Genomic DNA, 17,204 nt, shown 5'->3' with positions numbered 1-17,204 from the left:
AAGGGGACTTGACGTCAAGTCTCCTTAACATCATGATTGAGGCATGACGACGACGGTTCTCGATCGCATTGTCCGGTGGCATCTCGACTTCGACGGCGACATCTACGGCGCGGACGAGCGTGACCGCCTGCGGTGGTACGAGGCGACCACCGTGGCCGCGTCCGTGCAGTGGACCGCCGTTCCGTGGGCGGCCACCGTCCTGGTCTGGGTGCTCGGTGAGCCCGCCGTGCTGCCGCTGGCCGTGGTGATGGCGGTGCTCGCCGTCCCGATGGTGCTCACCACGTTCTACCTGCGTCGCCGGCAGGTCGACACCGATCCCCGCTCCTGGAGCCGCAAGCGGATCGTGCTCGCCGTGTTCGGCAGCGCGCCGTGGGTGCTGTTCTTCGTCGGTGCCGCGTACCACGCCGCCGGCCCGTCCTCGACCATCTGGCAGAGCACCGCCATCGGCGGAGTCCTCGGCGGCGTGGCGGGTGTGGTCGCCTCGGCGATCCGGACCCGTCGCCGCAAGAAGCTGGAAGACTCCCTCGTCGAGGACGACGAGTGAGCGGACGGCAACCGATGAGCGGCTACGGCGAGCGGGAGGCGTGATGGCGCCGGCGGGCCCGGTACGGGCAACGGACACCGACGACGCCGCGGGCGAGCGGATCCGGGCGGCACGGAAGGTCGCCAAGTTCACCCAGCAGACCCTCGCGGTCGAGGTGAAGGTGAGCCGGCAGACGATAATCGCCATGGAGACCGGCGACTACGCCCCCTCGGTGTACCTCGCCGTGAAAGTGGCGCGGGCCCTGGGCACCACGGTCGAGGATCTCTGGGGCTGAGATGAAAGTCAGAGAGGGCGCTCCCGGTGGGAGTGCCCTCTCTTGCCGTCACGTCTTGTCGTTCGGGGGACCGCTGCTGCTAGTTGCTGGAGTTCGACATCATGTCCGCGCCGCGCCAGGTGAACTCGGGATCGGCCTTGTACTGCACCGCGATCTTCACCAGGTCTTTGGCGTACCGGTTGGCGTGGTGGCCACAGAAAACCAGTTCACTGCCACCCGCCAGGGTCAAACGGAGCTTCCCGGCTGCATTGCAGCGGTCGCACCGTTCATCGGCTGCGGGGCCGGCCACGTTTCCGGCCGGCGGCGTGAGGGTCGGGGTCATCGCCTTCCTCCTCTGTTCGTCACCGATGAACATGTTCCTCGGCTACTGCTCACACATCGTGCAACACCCTGCACCGTTGCAGCCTTCCCAGAGTGCCCCGGGGGGACCGAAGTCACACGCTGGTCTGGCTAGTGTGCCGTGATCCAAGGGTGCCACGTCAACGATCACTTCTGCACAACGGTCCGATCACCACCCGTTGATGTACGGGTGGTGACCAAACCGACACTCAATGTTGACCAAAGGTCCTAGTCGAGGTAGTCACGCAGGACTTGGGACCGCGACGGGTGCCGAAGTTTCGACATCGTCTTGGACTCGATCTGCCGGATCCGCTCCCGGGTCACCCCGTAGACCTGGCCGATCTCGTCCAGGGTCCGCGGCTGGCCGTCGGTCAGGCCGAACCGCAGCCGGACCACACCCGCCTCACGCTCGGAGAGCGTCTGCAGCACCTGCTGGAGCTGGTCCTGCAGCAGCGAGAACGAGACCGCGTCGACCGCGACGACCGCTTCGGAGTCCTCGATGAAGTCACCGAGCTGGCTGTCGCCCTCGTCGCCGATGGTCTGGTCGAGCGAGATGGGCTCCCGAGCGTACTGCTGGATCTCCAGCACCTTTTCGGGCGTGATGTCCATCTCCTTGGCCAGCTCCTCCGGGGTGGGCTCACGGCCCAGGTCCTGGAGCAGCTCGCGCTGGATGCGGCCGAGCTTGTTGATGACCTCGACCATGTGCACCGGGATGCGGATGGTGCGGGCCTGGTCGGCCATGGCGCGGGTGATGGCCTGCCGGATCCACCAGGTGGCGTACGTGGAGAACTTGTAGCCCTTGGTGTAGTCGAACTTCTCGACCGCGCGGATCAGGCCGAGGTTGCCCTCCTGGATCAGGTCCAGGAACGCCATACCGCGACCGGTGTAGCGCTTGGCAAGCGAGACCACGAGCCGGAGGTTCGCCTCGAGCAGGTGATTCTTCGCCCGCTCACCGTCCCGGTTGATCCACTTGAGGTCGCGCTCGAAGTTGCGCTCGAGCGCCTCCTCGCCCTCGTCCGCGGCGCGCAGCCGCTCGGCGGCGTACAGGCCGGCCTCGATCCGCTTGGCGAGCTCGACCTCCTGCTCCGCGTTGAGCAGCGGAACCTTGCCGATCTGCTTGAGGTAGGCGCGGACCGAGTCGGCCGAGGCGGTCAGCTCCGCGTCACGGCGGGCCTGCTTGAGTGCCTCGGACTCCTCGTCGTCCCACTCGAAGTCGCCGTCGGTGGCCGAGCTGGCGGCGTCGGTGGCGGCGGCCACGACCATGGCGACCGGCTCCTCGATCACCACGTCCTCGACCGCGGCGGCGAGCTCCTCGGGATCGATCTCCTCGCCGGGGCCCTCCTCGCCGGGCTTACCGGGAACGGCCTTCTTGGCCGGCGCGGCGGCCTTGGCCACAGCGGCCTTGCGGACCGGTGCGGCCTTCTTGGCCGCTCCGGGCGCGGCGTCGCCGCCGACGGCCGGTGCGGCCTGCTTCGGTGCGGGCGCGGCCTTCTTGGCGGGCGCGGTCTTGGCGGTGGTCGCCCGGGACGCCGGCGTGGTGGACCGGGCCGCGGCGACCTTCGGCCGGCGGGTACTGGCGGAGCCGTCGACAACGACGGTGATGCCGGCGTCAACCAGGGCGCGCAGGATCTTCTTGGCCTGCGCCGGGTTGACCGCGGCGGACTCGAGCGTGTGCGCGACCTGGGCCGATGTGAGTTGCCCGCCCGCACCCTGGGCATGGGTGATCAAGGCCTCGGTGAGAGAGCGAACGTCGGCACCGTTCTGGTGGGCTTCTGTCACGAATGACCTTCCGGAGGCGATGAGGTTGGGCACGGCCATGGTCCAGCGCAGCCCGCGGGGGCGAGTGTCGCCGGAGTCGGTTTGTGGGGGCCCCCGGCTCGCGGACCGTCCCGGTGGCGTGTCCGTGAAGCGGTGGGCAGGGGTGAATTGTAGCGCCGCTTACCGAGATCCTCCGCCCACAGCACGCCGCCGGGGCCCGACGACCTCGTCAGAGACGCCTGACGCGAGAATGCTATCGGCGGAAAGGACCCAAACGTGAGCGAGATTCCGGTGGTATCGACACCTGACGAGCTGCTGTCCGTGGCGTTGCGGGTGGCGCGGGAGGCGGCCGTCACGGCCCGCAGGATGCGGGACGAGGCGATCGGCGACGTCCGGACCAAGAGCACCGACACCGACGTGGTGACGGCGGCGGACACGGCCGTCGAGCGGCAGGTGGTCGAGGCTCTGAAGGCGGAGAGACCCGCTGACGGCGTTCTCGGCGAGGAGTACGGCGACTCGGCCGAGGTGGAGCCCGGCGCGGTCCGGTGGATCCTCGACCCGATCGACGGGACCGTGAACTACCTCTACGGCCTGCCGCAGTACGCGGTCTCGCTGGCTGCCGAACGCGACGGCGAGGTGGTGGCCGGAGTGGTGATCAACGCGGCCACCGGTGACGAGTGGACGGCGACCCTGGGCGGCGGCGCCTGGCGCGCTGGGCGGCGGCTCACCGGTTCCGTGCGGACCACGCTCGACCAGTCGCTGGTCGGCACCGGGTTCGGTTACGACCCGCGGCGGAGGGCCCATCAGGGCCAGGTTTTCGCCGCACTGATCACCCGGGTGCGTGACATCCGCAGGTTCGGCGCGGCGGCTCTGGACCTCTGCCTGACCGCGGAGGGCTCGCTGGACGCGTACTACGAGAAGGGACTGAACCTCTGGGACCACGCCGCGGGCGGCCTGATCGCCACGGAGGCGGGCCTGATCGTCGCGGGGCTGTCCGGGGAACCGGCCGGCGGCCGGATGCTCGTAGCGGCCCCACCAGCGCTCTTCCCGCCCCTGCACGAGGCGCTGGTCGAGCTGGACGCGGCCGGCGGGCCGTGAACCCGGCGGCCGCGTGCGGATCATTCCGTCTCGGGCTCGGTGGTCTCGGTGACCGGCTTGAGACAGGCGCCCGGCGGCAGGGTGGGCTCACCCTCGGCGCCCAGCGACTGGTTCACCTCGGTGGTCGTGGCGAGCTGCTGGAACTGGTTGCCGATGATGATGTCGACGACGTCGCCCTTGCGCTTCGCGTTGTAGACCATCGTCGACCTGGCCAGGAAGTACGCCCGCAGGAGCTGCGCCTTGCCGACGGTGTCCGGGCCGTACCGGATCTCGGCGACGCCGTCGACCCGGGTCTTGGTCTTGCCCGGCTTCTCGACCACGAACCGGCGGTTGGCGAACTCGTTGCTCACCTGCTCGGCGACGTCGGACTTGTTGGTCCCGTTGTAGACCTTGATCTTCACCTGGGCGGGGTCGTTCGGGAGCCGGATGTCGGCGAGCGGGGCACCGGCCGGGCAGTCGCTGCCGTTCACACTGCCGCGCTGGGTGTCCCGGAAGAGGGTCACGACGACGAAGACCACGGCGGCCACGGCGAGCACACCTACCACGACCAGCGCTCGGACGCGGGCAAAGCTCATGGTTCGGCTCCAGGATCGGGGGACGGACCCGGGTGAGGTGCCCGGACCTGTCGAGAGGTTAACGTCTGTCCGCCAAGGGCGCGGAAACAGGGAATGCTTCCGGCGCGTTGACAATGATCCAGAGCCTGGTGCCCCTACTTTGATGTCGCCTCGGTCACATCGGGAACAATGTGCCGCCGGAGTGCGTACAAGCCTGCCGCGACAGCGGTAGTGTTCCGCGCCCACCGGGGCAGTTTCTGAGGTCCGAAACGGGTGTCAGAAATCGGCCGGCGGAACCGGGAACCGAAACACTGCCAATGGCGTTACAAACGCCAAGTGACACATCGATACAGGAGAGTGAAGACCGATGGCCACCGACTACGACGCCCCGCGTCGCGATGAGGTCGACCTCGGCGAGGACAGCCTTGAGGAGCTCAAGGCCCGCCGCGCCGACTCGCAGTCGGGCGCAGTGGACGTCGACGAGGTCGAGGTGGCGGAGAGCTTCGAGCTGCCCGGCGCCGACCTTGCCGACGAGGAGCTCACCGTCAAGGTGCTGCCGATGCAGACCGACGAGTTCCGCTGTTCCCGCTGTTTCCTCGTGCACCACCGGAGCCAGTTGGCGACGGAGCGCAACGGGGAGCTGATCTGCCGCGAGTGCGTCTGAGCGCACTCGCGCGCAGCGCGCCTCATCACCCGATCGCGGAACCCGCGGTCGGGCGTACGGCGTTCACGGGGGAGTTCGACAAGGGGGGTTTGACCCAGGGCCGGGACCGGGCATCTATCCGGTGACGACCATGGGAAGGACGACGATGGACCAGCCGGATCGCGCGCCCGAGTCCGGGACCGAGATCGTGCCCGCCACCGCCGCGAACGCGGAGGAGGTGGGCCGCACCGTCGCGGCGCTCACCGCGGACGATCTCGAACCCGGCGGCCGCCGCCGGATCCTCGGCCGGCTGGCGGGCGGGATACGGGCCCGTGGCGTGGGCCGGTTGTTCCGGCCCGGGGCGGCGCTGCGCTGGATCACCGACCTGGTCGCCGATGTGGCGCCGCACGTGCCCGTCCGTGATCGGGAGACGTTGCGCCGGCACTTCCCGGACCTGGACGACGCCGAACTGGCGGAGCGCCTGATCCGCAACGCCGCGCGGGCGACGGCCGGGGTGGGGGCGGCCGGAGGCGGCGTCGCCGCGGTCGAGTGGGTCGCCGCCCCGACTCTGCTCTCCGCGCCCGTGCTGCTTGCCACCGAGACGGTCGCGGTGGTCGCGATCGAGATCAAGCTCATCGGTGAGCTGCACGAGGTATACGGACGCCCGATCACCGGCACCATGGCTGAGCGGGCGATCAAACTGGTCGAGGCGTGGTCCGGCCGCCGCGGCGTCAACCCGCTCGTGCCCGGCGTCGGAGTCGCCACCGTGCTCGGCACCACAGCCCGCAAGGAACTGCAGAAATCACTGATGAAGCGGTTCGGGCGCAATCTGACCTCGCTGGGCCCGATGCTGACCGGTGCGGCGGTCGCCAGTTACCTCAACCGGCGGGCCACCCGGCAGGTCGGCGACAGCGTGCACGCTGACCTGCGCAAACAGGCCGTCACGACGCCCGTTCGGCCCGCGCTCGGCGACTGACCTCCAGCAGGGCGGTCGCCAGTTCCACCGGGCGCCGCGTGCTCACCACCCAGAACGGCGTCGGGTCGTCCGGGTCGTCGAGCAGCACCTGCACGGCCGTGCCGATCCAGGCCCGCTGCACCACGAACGCCAGCGGGTGCGAGCCGACCCCGAGCGCCTCCCGCTTGCCCGCTGCGTCGAGCGCGACCACACCCGAGACGAACTCCACCGGCAGGCGGGCGTCGTCGGCCCGGAACTCGTCGGCGGTGACCTCGACCCGCCACCGGCCCAGCGGGACCAGCGCCAGCACGCTCAGCGGCATCAGCACGGCGTACGGCAGCCAGATCGGCAGCTCGGGCAGGCCCAGCATGAGTTCGGTGGCCAGGATGCCGCCGGCCAGGAGCGCGGCCGGCCACGCCCACCACGGGAGGCTCAGCCGTTCCTGATGGGCCGCCACGGTGCGGGCCGGGGACTCGGGGGTCACCCTCGAAGGGTACGGCGCGCCTCCGTGGCCGGGCGCGGCAGGATGGCAGGGTAGGTGCCGCCCGCAGTGACCCCAGTGAAGGAACACCCGCCGTGACCGATGTGATCGTCCAGGTCCTCCGGATCGACCCGGATCTGCCTCTTCCGGCGTACGCCCATCCGGGTGACGCCGGCGCTGACCTGGTCGCGGCCGAGGAGACGGAGATCGCCCCGGGCGCGCGCGTCAAGATCCGTACCGGCGTGGCGATCGCTCTCCCGGAGGGCTTCGTGGGCCTGGTCCACCCGCGCTCCGGGTTGGCGGCGCGACTGGGGGTGACGGTCCTCAACGCGCCCGGTACGGTCGACGCCGGGTACCGCGGCGAGATCCTGGTGAACCTGATCAATCACGACCGGGAGAACACCGTCAAGATCTCGCGGGGCGACCGGATCGCCCAGCTCGTGATCCAGCGTGTCGAGCGGGCGGCGTTCCACGCCGTGGACGCCCTCGACGACACCGCGCGCGGCGCGGGCGGGCACGGTTCCACCGGCGGCCACCAGGCCCTCTGAACTTGAAGAACGGAAAGGCTGGCAGTGATGTTCTCCCGTAAGCGCGGTGAAGCGAAGCACGTCCGTGCGGCGGACGCGCCGCCCTCCAAGGCGCTCGCCGACAGCCTGGCCTCCGACGGCTTGCCGCCGGCGCCCGAGTTCGGCCCGTGGGACGTCAAGCAGGCCCCGCGCGGGGTGCAGCTGCTTGACCTCGGCAGCCTGCGGATCCCGGCGATCGAGGGCGTCGAGGTACGGGTGCAGGCGAATCCGGACGGCGGCGTCGAGCAGATCGTCCTGGTCGACGGCGAGAGCGCCCTGCAGCTCGGTGTCTTCGCCGCGCCGAAGACCGAGGGCATCTGGGGCGAGGTGCGGGCCGAGATCGCCGGGGCGATGGCCGCCGACGGCGTGAGCGCGCGTGAGGTCGAGGGCCGGTACGGCGTGGAGCTGCTGGCCCGGGTGAACACCCCGGAGGGCCCGGCCGACGTCCGCTTCGTCGGCGTGGACGGCCCCCGCTGGATGGTCCGGGCCCTGTACCAGGGCGCGGCCGCCTCGGACCCGTCCCGCGAGGGTGTGCTCGGCGACGTGCTCTCCGGCCTGGTGGTGGTTCGGGACAACGAGCCTCGCCCGGTGCGCGAGCCGCTGCCGATGCGCCTGCCGCGGGAGATGGCCGAGCAGGGACAGGCGGCGCAGCAGGCGGCGAACGGAAGCCCGCAGGAGTGAGCTAGATCACCGGTGCTCCTCGGGCGTAGCGTGGTCATCGGAGACACGCGCACACTGCGTCGCGTCGATGAAGGGTGACGGCGAAGTCATGACGACCGAAGAGCGCACCGCTTTCCGCCGGTTCCTCAACCGGCTGACGGCGACCGACTCCGAGCTGGACGCCGAGGAGTTGCAGCGGGACAGCGCCAAGTGCGGCGCCGTCCCGGCCGGTGACTGCCGGCGAGGGCAGGTCGTTTCGGTGTCGGGGCGGCTGCGCACGGTGGCGTACACTCCTCGGACCAACCTGCCTACGCTGGAGGCCGGCCTCTACGACGGCAGTGACGTGGTCACGCTGGTCTTCCTGGGGCGCCGGTCCATCGCCGGCATCGAACCGGGGCGTCAGCTCACCGCGCGAGGCCGGATCGCGATCCGGGACGATCGCAAGGTGATCTACAACCCCTACTACGAGCTGGAGGCGCCCCGGTGACGTCCGGAAGCGAGCCGCGCCATGCCGCGGACGAGTCGGTCGAGGAGCGCCTCTCCGAGATGTTCGACTCGGCCGAGGAGAAGATCGCCGAGGAGATCATCGCGGAGCACGACCTCCACCCGGTGACCGACCCGGCGGCGAGCGCGCTGGTGAATCCGGGGGTGGACCCGGCGGTGAACCCGGTGGTGACCCCCAAGGCGGGCCCGGCGGCGAACGCGCTGGGGAACCCGGGTGCGAACCCGGTGTCGAAGGGGCGGGCCGACGACGAGGAGGAGCCCCTCCCGTCGATGAGCGAGCAGATCTCCGAGCAGCTGGGCGGCGTCCGCGGCCTGGTCGAGTCGAGCATTCCGGTGCTTGCGTTCGTGCTGCTCAACGTGCTGCTCGGCGACGCGGTCCTGGGCTTGGAGAAACGCGACGCGCTGCTCTGGGCGATCATCGGCTCGGTCGGCTCGGCGCTGGCCATCGGTGGTATCCGGCTGGCTCGCCGGCAACCCGTACGCCATGCCGTGAACGGGCTGCTCGGCATCGCGATCGGCGCCTATCTCGCGTGGAAGACCGGCGACGCCAAGAACTTCTACGCCCCCGGCATCATCCTGACCTTCGTCCAGGCGGCCGGCCTGCTGATCTCGGTGGCGTTCCGCAAGCCGTTGATCGGGTACGCGTGGGGCATCATGGCGAACAAGGGCAAACAGGACTGGTTCGGCAACGCCCGGCTGTTCCGCACCTTCCAGTGGCTCACCGTGCTGTGGGCGGTCTCGCTGAGCGTGCGCGCCGGCATCCAGGCCGTCCTGTGGCTGATGGGCGAGGCGAATGCGATCGGCATCGTGCGGATCCTGGTGAGCTGGCCGATCTACGCCGGCACGTTCGCTTTCACGGTGTGGGCCATCCACCGGGTGACGTCAGCCCAGCGGCGGGAGACCGCTGTCGCCTAGCACCACGGCCCGGACCTGATCCTCGACCTCCGCGGTGCACACGAAGATCAGCTCGTCGCCGGACTCCAGCGGGTCGTCGGGCGTGGGCACCAGGACCCGCTTGCCGCGCAGGATCGCCACCAGGGCGGAGTCACGCGGCATCGGCACCGAGCGGACCGGCTTGCCCTCGTACGGCGCGTTCTTCGGCAGGGTGATCTCGACCAGGTTCGCCTCGCCCTGCCGGAAAGTCATCAGCCGGACCAGGTCGCCGACCGTCACGGCCTCCTCGACCAGGGCGGCCATCAGGCGAGGCTTGCTCACCGCGACGTCGACGCCCCACTGCTCGGTGAAGAGCCACTCGTTCTCGGCGCGGTTCACCCGCGCCACCACCCGCGGCACCGCGAACTCGGTCTTGGCCAGCAGCGACACCACCAGGTTGGCCTTGTCGTCGCCGGTGGCGGCCACCACGACGTCGCAGCCGGCCAGGTCGGACTCCTCGAGGCTGCTCAGCTCGCAGGCGTCGGCGAGCACCCAGCGGGCCTCCGGCACCCGCTCGGGGCAGAGCTGCCGCGGGTGCCGTTCGATCAGCATGACCTCGTGCCCGTTACCGATCAGTTCCTGGGCGATTGACCGGCCCACGTTGCCGGCTCCGGCGATGGCGATGCGCACGGTCAGTTGCCTTCCTTGTCGGCGCCCTGGGCGATGTCCAGGACCTGCTCGACGGTCTCGTCGGTGACCAGCATGTAGACCTGGTCGCCGTCCTGCAGCACGATGGAGGGCTGGGCCAGGGTGCCCATGCCGAACCGGGCCAGGTAGGCGACCCGCGCACCGGTCCGCTCCTCGAGCGAGCTGACGGTCTGCCCGATCCAGTCGCGGTGCAGCGGCGTCTCCACGATGCTGACCACACTGGTCGGGTCGCGGAACACCTCGACCCGGTCCTCGGGCACCAGGAACCGGTACATCCGGTCGGCGGCCCAGCGGATCGTGGCGATGGTCGGGATGCCGAGCCGCTCATAGACCTGCGCGCGCCGGGAGTCGTAGATCCGGGCCACCACACGGGAGACGCCGAACGTCTCGCGGGCCAGCCGGGCCGAGATGATGTTGGAGTTGTCCCCGCTGGAGACCGCGGCGAAGGCGTCGGCCCGCTCGACGCCGGCGGCTTGCAGCACGCCCCGGTCGAAGCCCACGCCGGTCACCGTGACACCGCCGAAGTTGTCGCCGAGCCGCCGGAACGCATCGGCGTCCCGATCGATCACCGCGACCTGATGTCCCTGGGCGTCGAGCTTCTGCGCCAGCGTCGAACCGAGCCGGCCGCATCCCATGATGACCACGTGCACGGTTCGTGCCCTCCCGAATCTGTACGGTTCAGTGTGAGCCTGCCATGCCCTGCACACCGGTGGTGTCCGGGGCGGGGCACGCGTCCGCTGGTACGCCCGTACGCTTGGCACTCGTGGCAAGAACCACCTCCCTGGCCAAACGGCTGCTGCTCGGCAGGCCCTTCCGCTCGGACAAGCTGCAACACACGCTGCTGCCGAAGCGGATCGCCCTGCCGGTCTTCGCGAGCGACGCGCTCTCCAGCGTGGCGTACGCGCCCGACGAGATCCTGCTGACCCTCTCGATCGCCGGCGCCGGCGCCTACCTCTATTCGCCCTGGGTGACGCTCGCGGTCGCGGTGGTCATGGTGACGGTGGTCGCCAGCTATCGGCAGAACGTGCACGCGTACCCGTCCGGCGGCGGTGACTACGAGGTGGCCACGGTCAACCTCGGTTCCAGGGCCGGGCTCGGGGTGGCAAGCGCGCTTCTGGTCGACTACATCCTGACGGTGGCGGTGTCGATCTCGTCCGGGGTGAGCAACCTGGGCTCGGTCATCCCGTGGGTGGCCACCCACAAGGTCATCATCGCCATCATCGCGATCGTCGTGCTCAGCGCGCTCAACCTGCGCGGCCTGCGGGAGTCGGGAGCGGCTTTCGCCGTACCCACCTATCTCTTCATCGTCGTGATCGTCGGGATGATCCTGACGGGTCTGTTCCGGGTGTTCGTGCTCGGCGACGATCTGCGGGCGCCCAGCGCCGCCCTGACGATCGTCGCCGAGGACGAGTTCACCCAGGCCGGCTTCGCGTTCCTGCTGTTGCGGACGTTCTCGTCCGGCTGCGCGGCGCTGACCGGTGTCGAGGCGATCTCCAACGGGGTGCCCGCGTTCAAGAAGCCGAAGAGCAAGAACGCGGCGACCACACTGCTGCTGCTCGGAGGCATCTCGATCGTCATGCTCTACGGCATCATCCTGCTGGCCCAGGCCACCCACCTGAAGTTCGTCGAGAACCCGATGCTGCAGATCGTCCCGAACGCGGCGTCCGAGGGGTACGTCCAGAAGACGGTCACCACGCAGCTCGCCGAGACCGTCTTCGGCAGCGGGTCGGTCCTGCTGTACCTGGTCGGCGCGGTCACCGCGCTGATCCTGTTCCTGGCCGCGAACACCGCGTTCAACGGTTTCCCGGTACTCGGCTCGATCCTGGCCCAGGACCGCTATCTGCCCCGCCAGCTGCACACCCGCGGTGACCGGCTGGCGTTCAGCAACGGCATCGTCTTCCTCGCGGTCGCCGCCATGGTGCTCATCGTGGCCTTCGAGGCCGAGGTCACCCGGCTCATCCAGCTCTACATCGTGGGCGTGTTCGTGTCGTTCACGCTCTCCCAGGCGGGCATGATCCTGCACTGGAACCGGCTGCTGCGTACCCAGCGTGACCCGGCCCGGCGGCGGCAGATGATCCGGTCGCGGGCGATCAACACGTTCGGCATGCTTCTCACCGGCGCCGTGCTGATCGTCGTGCTGGTCACCAAGTTCCTGCTCGGCGCGTGGATCGCGATCGCTGCCATGATCGTCATCTACGGGCTGATGGTGGCCATCCACCGCCATTACACCCGGGTCGCCGAGGAACTCAAACCCACCGACGAGCGGCCCGTCCTGCCGTCCCGCAACCACGCGATCGTGCTGGTCAGCAAGGTGCACCAGCCGACGCTGCGGGCACTGGCCTACGCGCAGGCGACCCGGCCGGACACGCTCACCGCGGTCACCGTGAACGTCGACGACAACGACACCCGGTCCATCCAGGCCGAATGGGAGCGGCGGCAGCTGCCGGTGCCGCTCACGGTGGTCGACTCGCCGTACCGGGAGATCACCCGCCCGATCATCGAGTTCGTGAAGAACACCCGGCGTGCCTCGCCGCGCGACGTGGTCACCGTCTTCGTCCCGGAGTACGTGGTGGGCCGCTGGTGGGAGAACCTCCTGCACAACCAGAGCGCCCTGCGGATCAAGGGCCGGCTGCTCTTCGAGCCCGGCGTCATGGTCGTCAGTGTCCCCTGGCAGCTGCGGTCCAGTCAGGACCGTGACCTCGATCGTCTCGACCGGGTGCTGAGCCGTGCCCCCGCCCGTGGGCCGCGTGCCCAGCCCACCCAAGAGGACGGTGACCAGCCATGACCGCTCACGCCGAGATCACCGAGGACCTGATCGAGGGCGACCGCGTCGAGGTGGTCGTCGGCGCTCCCGCGCACGGCGGGCACTGCGTCGCCCGGATCGGCGGTCCGCACGGCCGGGTCGTCTTCGTCCGGCACGCGCTGCCCGGCGAGCGGGTCACCGTCGAGATCACCGAACTGCACCGCGGTTACCTGCGGGGCGACGCCGTGGAGATCCACGAGGCGAGTCCGGACCGGGTCACCCCGCCGTGCCCGTACGCGCGGCCCGGCGCCTGCGGCGGCTGCGATCTTCAGCACGCCTCCGGCGATGCCCAGCTGCGGTGGAAGACCGAGGTGGTCCGGGAGCAGCTCACCCGTCTGGCCGGCCTCACCCTCCAGGAGCAGGAGCAGATCTTCGTACGGGTGGAAGCCCTCCCGCCGCCGCCGGAACGTCCCGGCCTGCCCGCCGAGACCGGCGACGACGCGGCACGGCTGCTCGGGTGGCGCAGCCGGGTCAGGTACGCGATCGACGCCGCCGGCCGGCCCGGGCTGCTGCAGCACCGATCGAACCAGGTCGTGCCGATCGACCGCTGCCGGATCGCCCACCCCGCGATCCAGGACCTGGACGTGCTCGCCAACGACTGGCCCAACATCGACGCGTTGCAGGCGGTCGCCTCCACCGGCGGAGATGTGGCCGTCCTCGGGCGGCCGTCCGGCACGGCCGGCTCACCGGCTTCCGACGATCTCACCGAGGCCCAGGAGGGCGGTCCGCTGGTCCGCCTCTCCGGACCGGCCGAAGTGATCGAGCTGGCCGCCGGGCATGCGTGGCGGATCCCGCCGCAGGGCTTCTGGCAGGTCCACCCGGTCGCGGCGGACACTCTGGTGGCCGCCGTCGTGGACATGCTGCGTCCCGCCGGGGGAGAGACCGCCTGGGATCTCTACGGTGGCGCCGGGCTGTTCGCGGCCGCGGTCGCCGATCGGACCGGCGCGCGGGTGACGGTCGTCGAATCGTCTCCGGCCGGGGTCGCCGCGGCCCGTACGAACCTGAGCGGCCTGCCGCACGTGGACGTGGTGGAGGCGCGCGTCGAGGCGGCGCTGTCCCGGCGGCGCGTGACCGGCCCGGTCGACCTGGTGGTGCTGGACCCGCCGCGGGCCGGTGCCGGTGCCCGGGTGGTCCGGGCGATCGCGGCGGCCCGGCCCCGGGCGGTCGCCTACGTGGCATGTGACCCGGCGGCCCTGGCCCGCGACCTGAAGACGTTCCGGTCGGAGGGCTGGCGGGTCGAGCGTCTGCGGGCCTTCGACTGTTTCCCGATGACTCAGCACGTGGAGTGCGTGGCACTGGTGGTGCCGGCCGGCTGAGCGGAGACCCCACCCGGACCCCCGTGCCGGCGGACCGCCGGTGCGGGGATCCGGATCCCCGCACCAGCGGTCCCGGTCAGGGGTTGGCCCGCTCGGCGGCGGCCACCGCGTTGCGGAACAGCATCGCGACCGTGGTGGGGCCCACACCGCCGACGCGGGGGGTGATGGCTCCGGCCACCTCGGCGCAGGACTCCTCGACGTCCGGCAGCAGGCGGCGGCCCTCGTAGCGGACGCCGGCGCCGATCACCACCGAGCCGGGCCGGACGTGCTCGGGCTTGACGATGCCGGGCACGCCGACCGCGGCGATCAGGATGTCGGCACGCTTGGCGTAACGCGGCCAGTCCTTCACGCCGGTGTGCACCACGGTGACGGCGGCGTTGGCGGTGGGCCGCTTCTGCGCCAGCAGCATCGCCAGCGGGCGGCCGAGGGTCGCGCCCCGGCCGAGGATGACGACCTCACGGCCGGACACCTCGACGCCGTGGAAGGCGAGCAGCGCCTCGATCCCGGCGGGGGTGCAGGGCAGCGGGCCGGGCAGGCCGACGGCGAGGCGGCCCATGTTCAGCGGGTGCATGCCGTCGACGTCCTTGTCGGGGTCGAGGGTCTGCAGCGCGGCGTCGTAGTCGAGGTGGCCGGGGATCGGGTACTGGATGAGAACGCCGTGCACGTTCTTGTCGTCGTTGTAGCCGGCGATCACCTTGAGCAGGTCGGCCTGGGTCACGTCGCCGCTCAGGTGCTCGTGCGGTGACTCGAAGCCGAGCTCGGCGGCCTGCTTCTGCTTGATGCGGATGTAGCCGGCGCTGGCGTCGTCGTCGCCGACCAGGATGGTGGCGAGACTGGGCTGGACGCCACGTGCCTTGAGACGTGCGACACGCTCGCGGACGTCATTGAGGACGGACTCGGCGACCGGGGCGCCGGGAAGAAGACGTGCGGTTGACATGTGCGACTCCTCGCGCGGGGAGCCCAGGCGGTCGACTCCTCGTGACGAGCTCCCCGATGGTTCGACCATCCCCGTGCCGCCAGTCGCTGTGTGCCTTCCAGGATGCCGGAAGGGCTCCTCGCGTGCCCAGCCGGGGGCATGATTCGCACCGGTCGGCGGAGGTCCAGGCAGGCGGAGGACGAGGTTCCAATTGTGTGGAGGATTGGTGACGGTCCGTTCGCTCAGTCGCCATGAAGCGCCGCACGGATAGACTCTCACCTCATGAGCGACTCCCCCTCGACCCCGGCCGGTCTGCTGAACAGCATCACCGCCCCCGGTGATCTGAAGCGACTGACCGCCGAGCAGCTGATCCTGCTCGCGGCCGAGATCCGTGACTTCCTCGTCGCCAAGGTGTCGCGGACCGGGGGACACCTCGGGCCGAACCTGGGTGTGGTCGAGACCACCCTCGCGCTGCACCGGGTCTTCGACTCCCCACGCGACAAGATCCTCTTCGACACCGGTCATCAGGCTTACGTGCACAAGATCGTGACCGGCCGGCAGGACGGTTTCGACCTGCTCCGCCAGCGTGGCGGCCTCACCGGCTACCCGAGCCGGGCGGAGAGCGAGCACGACCTGATCGAGAACTCGCACGCCTCCACCGCCCTGTCCTACGCGGACGGTCTGGCCAAGGCGTTCACCCTGCGCGGCGAGGACCGGCACGTGGTCGCGGTCGTCGGCGACGGCGCGCTGACCGGCGGCATGTGCTGGGAGGCCCTCAACAACATCGCGGCGACCCGCAACCGCCTGGTCATCGTGGTCAACGACAACGGCCGCTCCTACGCGCCGACCATCGGTGGCCTGGCCGACCACCTGTCCACGCTGCGCCTCAACCCGGGTTACGAGAAGGTGCTCGACCTGGTCAAGGACGCGCTGGGCCAGACACCGGTGGTGGGCAAGCCGGTCTTCGAGGTGCTGCACGCGGTCAAGAAGGGCATCAAGGACGCGGTCAGCCCGCAGCCGATGTTCGAGGACCTCGGCCTGAAGTACATCGGTCCGGTGGACGGCCACGACCTGCAGGCCATGGAGTCGGCGCTGCGGCGGGCCAAGGGCTTCAACGCGCCGGTCATCGTGCACGCGGTGACCCGCAAGGGCTACGGCTACCGCCCCGCCGAGCAGGACGAGGCGGACTGTCTGCACGGTCCGGGCGCGTTCGACCCGCAGACCGGCGCGCTGACCGCCAAGCCGTCGCTGAAGTGGACCAAGGTGTTCTCCGACGAGCTGGTCCGGATCGCCGACGAGCGGCCGGACATCGTCGGCATCACCGCCGCGATGGCCGAGCCGACCGGCATCGCCGCGCTGGCCGAGAAGTACCCGGAGCGGACGTACGACGTGGGTATCGCCGAGCAGCACGCGGCGACCAGCGCGGCCGGTCTCGCGATGGGTGGCCTGCACCCGGTGGTGGCGGTCTACGCCACCTTCCTGAACCGGGCGTTCGACCAGGTGCTGCTCGATGTGGCGATGCACGAGCTGCCGGTCACCTTCGTGCTGGACCGGGCCGGCATCACCGGGCCGGACGGGCCGAGCCACTACGGCATGTGGGACATGAGCGTCTTCGGCGTGGTGCCGGGGCTGCGGATCGCCGCCCCGCGCGATGCCGCGACGCTGCGTGAGGAACTGCGCGAGGCGGTCGCGGTCGAGGACGGGCCGACCATCGTGCGGTTCCCGACCGGCGCGGTCGCGCCCGACACCCCGGCGATCCGCCGGGTGGGTCAAATCGACGTGCTCCGCGAGCCCTCCGACGGCGGTGCGGGGCGGCAGGACCTTCTCATCGTGGCGGTCGGATCCTTCGTCGGCCTGGCGCTCGAGGTGGCCGAGCGGATCACCGAGCAGGGGTACGGCGTGACGGTCGTCGACCCGCGCTGGGTCCGCCCCGTGCCGATCGAGCTGACCGGCCTGGCCGCCCAGCACCGGGCCGTGGTGACGCTTGAGGACGGCGTCCGGGCCGGCGGCGTCGGTGACGCGGTGGCCAGCGCGCTGCGGGACGCCGGGGTGTCCACGCCGCTGCGCGACTTCGGCGTGCCGGTGGGCTTCCACCCGCACGGCACCCGCGCCGAGATCCTGGCCTCGCTGGGTCTCACGCCGCAGGATGTGGCGCGGGAGACGATGGCGTGGGTGTCGCGTCTCGCGGAGCCTGACATCCGGGTCTGAGATC

Annotated in this window: 19 protein-coding genes and 1 riboswitch; of the genes, 12 read left to right on the top strand and 7 right to left on the bottom strand. The window is 70.5% G+C overall.

What is annotated here, in order from left to right; genetic code table 11:
* Nucleotides 1-43 precede the first annotated feature (43 nt).
* Together AB0G04_RS16060 and AB0G04_RS16055 are read left to right on the top strand one after the other, a co-directional pair.
* Entirely contained in the window at nucleotides 44-544 is a 501-nt protein-coding gene (locus AB0G04_RS16060) for a hypothetical protein (RefSeq protein WP_360982617.1), read from the top strand.
* 43 nt (nucleotides 545-587) lie between these two features.
* Nucleotides 588-818, top strand: coding sequence for a helix-turn-helix transcriptional regulator (locus tag AB0G04_RS16055; RefSeq protein ID WP_360982615.1), 231 nt, complete (start codon nucleotides 588-590; stop codon nucleotides 816-818).
* A 79-nt stretch (nucleotides 819-897) separates the two neighbouring features.
* Here the strand turns inward: AB0G04_RS16055 and AB0G04_RS16050 are convergent, their stop codons facing one another.
* Nucleotides 898-1,140, bottom strand: coding sequence for a hypothetical protein (locus tag AB0G04_RS16050; protein WP_360982824.1), 243 nt, complete (start codon nucleotides 1,138-1,140; stop codon nucleotides 898-900).
* Between the two features lie 245 nt (nucleotides 1,141-1,385).
* The gene (locus tag AB0G04_RS16045; protein WP_360982613.1) at nucleotides 1,386-2,936 is read right to left on the bottom strand and encodes an RNA polymerase sigma factor; all 1,551 of its coding nucleotides are present in this window, start codon (nucleotides 2,934-2,936) and stop codon (nucleotides 1,386-1,388) included.
* A gap of 255 nt (nucleotides 2,937-3,191) precedes the next feature.
* On the opposite strand from AB0G04_RS16045, the gene AB0G04_RS16040 reads away from it, so the two are divergent.
* The gene (locus tag AB0G04_RS16040) at nucleotides 3,192-4,013 is read left to right on the top strand and encodes an inositol monophosphatase family protein (protein ID WP_360982611.1); all 822 of its coding nucleotides are present in this window, start codon (nucleotides 3,192-3,194) and stop codon (nucleotides 4,011-4,013) included.
* A gap of 20 nt (nucleotides 4,014-4,033) precedes the next feature.
* Here AB0G04_RS16040 and AB0G04_RS16035 read toward each other — a convergent pair whose 3' ends face one another.
* The gene (locus tag AB0G04_RS16035) at nucleotides 4,034-4,588 is read right to left on the bottom strand and encodes a LytR C-terminal domain-containing protein (protein ID WP_360982609.1); all 555 of its coding nucleotides are present in this window, start codon (nucleotides 4,586-4,588) and stop codon (nucleotides 4,034-4,036) included.
* 346 nt (nucleotides 4,589-4,934) lie between these two features.
* Between AB0G04_RS16035 and AB0G04_RS16030 the strand changes: the two genes are divergently transcribed.
* A complete protein-coding gene (locus tag AB0G04_RS16030) occupies nucleotides 4,935-5,231 on the top strand; it encodes a DUF4193 domain-containing protein (protein WP_111651499.1) in 297 nt (98 codons plus the stop codon).
* A gap of 145 nt (nucleotides 5,232-5,376) precedes the next feature.
* On the top strand, nucleotides 5,377-6,186 hold the full coding sequence (locus AB0G04_RS16025) for a hypothetical protein (protein WP_360982607.1): 810 nt from the start codon (nucleotides 5,377-5,379) through the stop codon (nucleotides 6,184-6,186).
* Here AB0G04_RS16025 and AB0G04_RS16020 read toward each other — a convergent pair.
* On the bottom strand, nucleotides 6,152-6,649 hold the full coding sequence (locus AB0G04_RS16020) for a DUF3093 domain-containing protein (protein WP_360982605.1): 498 nt from the start codon (nucleotides 6,647-6,649) through the stop codon (nucleotides 6,152-6,154). The genes AB0G04_RS16025 and AB0G04_RS16020 overlap by 35 nt on opposite strands.
* A gap of 92 nt (nucleotides 6,650-6,741) precedes the next feature.
* On the opposite strand from AB0G04_RS16020, the gene dut reads away from it, so the two are divergent.
* The 4 genes from dut to AB0G04_RS16000 all read left to right on the top strand — a co-directional run bounded on the left by dut (nucleotide 6,742) and on the right by AB0G04_RS16000 (nucleotide 9,291).
* Nucleotides 6,742-7,194 (top strand): dUTP diphosphatase, encoded by a 453-nt coding sequence (gene dut / locus AB0G04_RS16015; protein WP_360982603.1) that lies wholly within the window; start codon nucleotides 6,742-6,744, stop codon nucleotides 7,192-7,194.
* A gap of 27 nt (nucleotides 7,195-7,221) precedes the next feature.
* The gene (locus AB0G04_RS16010) at nucleotides 7,222-7,893 is read left to right on the top strand and encodes a DUF3710 domain-containing protein (RefSeq protein ID WP_360982601.1); all 672 of its coding nucleotides are present in this window, start codon (nucleotides 7,222-7,224) and stop codon (nucleotides 7,891-7,893) included.
* Nucleotides 7,894-7,981: 88 nt separating this feature from the next.
* Nucleotides 7,982-8,359: an OB-fold nucleic acid binding domain-containing protein gene (locus tag AB0G04_RS16005; protein ID WP_360982599.1), complete on the top strand. Its 378-nt coding sequence runs from the start codon at nucleotides 7,982-7,984 to the stop codon at nucleotides 8,357-8,359.
* Nucleotides 8,356-9,291, top strand: coding sequence for a DUF3159 domain-containing protein (locus AB0G04_RS16000; protein WP_360982597.1), 936 nt, complete (start codon nucleotides 8,356-8,358; stop codon nucleotides 9,289-9,291). The genes AB0G04_RS16005 and AB0G04_RS16000 overlap by 4 nt, the downstream gene beginning before the upstream one ends.
* Here AB0G04_RS16000 and AB0G04_RS15995 read toward each other — a convergent pair.
* Both AB0G04_RS15995 and AB0G04_RS15990 read right to left on the bottom strand, forming a co-directional pair.
* Nucleotides 9,259-9,945, bottom strand: a complete 687-nt coding sequence (locus AB0G04_RS15995) for a TrkA family potassium uptake protein (protein ID WP_360982822.1) — start codon at nucleotides 9,943-9,945, stop codon at nucleotides 9,259-9,261. The two genes, AB0G04_RS16000 and AB0G04_RS15995, sit on opposite strands and share 33 nt — an antisense overlap.
* A complete protein-coding gene (locus AB0G04_RS15990) occupies nucleotides 9,942-10,607 on the bottom strand; it encodes a TrkA family potassium uptake protein (RefSeq protein WP_360982595.1) in 666 nt (221 codons plus the stop codon). The genes AB0G04_RS15995 and AB0G04_RS15990 overlap by 4 nt, the downstream gene beginning before the upstream one ends.
* A gap of 113 nt (nucleotides 10,608-10,720) precedes the next feature.
* On the opposite strand from AB0G04_RS15990, the gene AB0G04_RS15985 reads away from it, so the two are divergent.
* The gene (locus AB0G04_RS15985) at nucleotides 10,721-12,742 is read left to right on the top strand and encodes an APC family permease (RefSeq protein ID WP_360982593.1); all 2,022 of its coding nucleotides are present in this window, start codon (nucleotides 10,721-10,723) and stop codon (nucleotides 12,740-12,742) included.
* Nucleotides 12,739-14,076, top strand: coding sequence for a TRAM domain-containing protein (locus AB0G04_RS15980; RefSeq protein WP_360982591.1), 1,338 nt, complete (start codon nucleotides 12,739-12,741; stop codon nucleotides 14,074-14,076). Before AB0G04_RS15985 ends, AB0G04_RS15980 begins: the two co-directional genes overlap by 4 nt.
* A gap of 76 nt (nucleotides 14,077-14,152) precedes the next feature.
* On the opposite strand, the gene AB0G04_RS15975 is transcribed toward AB0G04_RS15980, so the two are convergent.
* Entirely contained in the window at nucleotides 14,153-15,013 is an 861-nt protein-coding gene (locus AB0G04_RS15975) for a bifunctional 5,10-methylenetetrahydrofolate dehydrogenase/5,10-methenyltetrahydrofolate cyclohydrolase (protein WP_360982589.1), read from the bottom strand.
* A gap of 14 nt (nucleotides 15,014-15,027) precedes the next feature.
* Nucleotides 15,028-15,110, bottom strand: a riboswitch (ZMP/ZTP riboswitch).
* A gap of 164 nt (nucleotides 15,111-15,274) precedes the next feature.
* On the opposite strand from AB0G04_RS15975, the gene dxs reads away from it, so the two are divergent.
* Nucleotides 15,275-17,200: a 1-deoxy-D-xylulose-5-phosphate synthase gene (gene dxs / locus AB0G04_RS15970; RefSeq protein ID WP_360982588.1), complete on the top strand. Its 1,926-nt coding sequence runs from the start codon at nucleotides 15,275-15,277 to the stop codon at nucleotides 17,198-17,200.
* Nucleotides 17,201-17,204 lie beyond the last annotated feature (4 nt).

It is taken from the genome of Actinoplanes sp. NPDC023801, from assembly GCF_040639655.1.
GTDB lineage: Bacteria > Actinomycetota > Actinomycetes > Mycobacteriales > Micromonosporaceae > Actinoplanes.
The sequence above is the reverse complement of the archived record's forward strand: the minus strand, read 5'-3'. Positions and strand labels throughout refer to the sequence as shown.